Annotated in this window: 1 protein-coding gene; it reads left to right on the top strand. The window is 68.0% G+C overall.

Translation table 11 applies throughout. The features are described from left to right. Positions 1–472: ATP-binding cassette domain-containing protein (locus FLQ44_RS21235; RefSeq protein ID WP_147695966.1), on the top strand; the 472-nt coding region annotated here is incomplete at both ends.

Raw genomic sequence — 472 nt, 5'->3', positions numbered from 1 at the left:
AACAGCTGCTGCGCGACCTGTCGCTGTGGGACAAGCGCGACGCCAAGATCATGAGCCTGTCCGGCGGGATGAAGCGCCGCGTGCTGATAGCCAAGGCGCTGGCGCACGAGCCGCAGATCCTGTTCCTGGACGAGCCGACCGCGGGCGTGGATGTCGAGCTGCGGCGCGACATGTGGCGGCTGGTTGGCGGCCTGCGCGAGCGCGGGGTGACCATCATCCTCACCACCCACTACATCGAGGAGGCCGAGCAGATGGCCGACCGCATCGGGGTGATCAACCGCGGCGAGCTGCTGCTGGTCGAGGACAAGCACACCCTGATGCACAAGCTCGGCCGCAAGCAGCTGACGCTGAGCTTGAGCGAGCGCATCGAGTCGATTCCGCAGGCGCTGTCCGACCTGCCGCTGGAGCTCGCCCGCAACGGCGAGGCCCTGGTCTACACCTTCGACTCGCAGGGCGAGCGCAGCGGCATCGC

The sequence above is a fragment of the Vogesella mureinivorans genome, from assembly GCF_007644035.1.
In the GTDB taxonomy this organism is placed as follows: Bacteria; Pseudomonadota; Gammaproteobacteria; order Burkholderiales; family Chromobacteriaceae; genus Vogesella; species Vogesella mureinivorans.
This window is presented reverse-complemented; position numbering and strand designations above follow the sequence as displayed.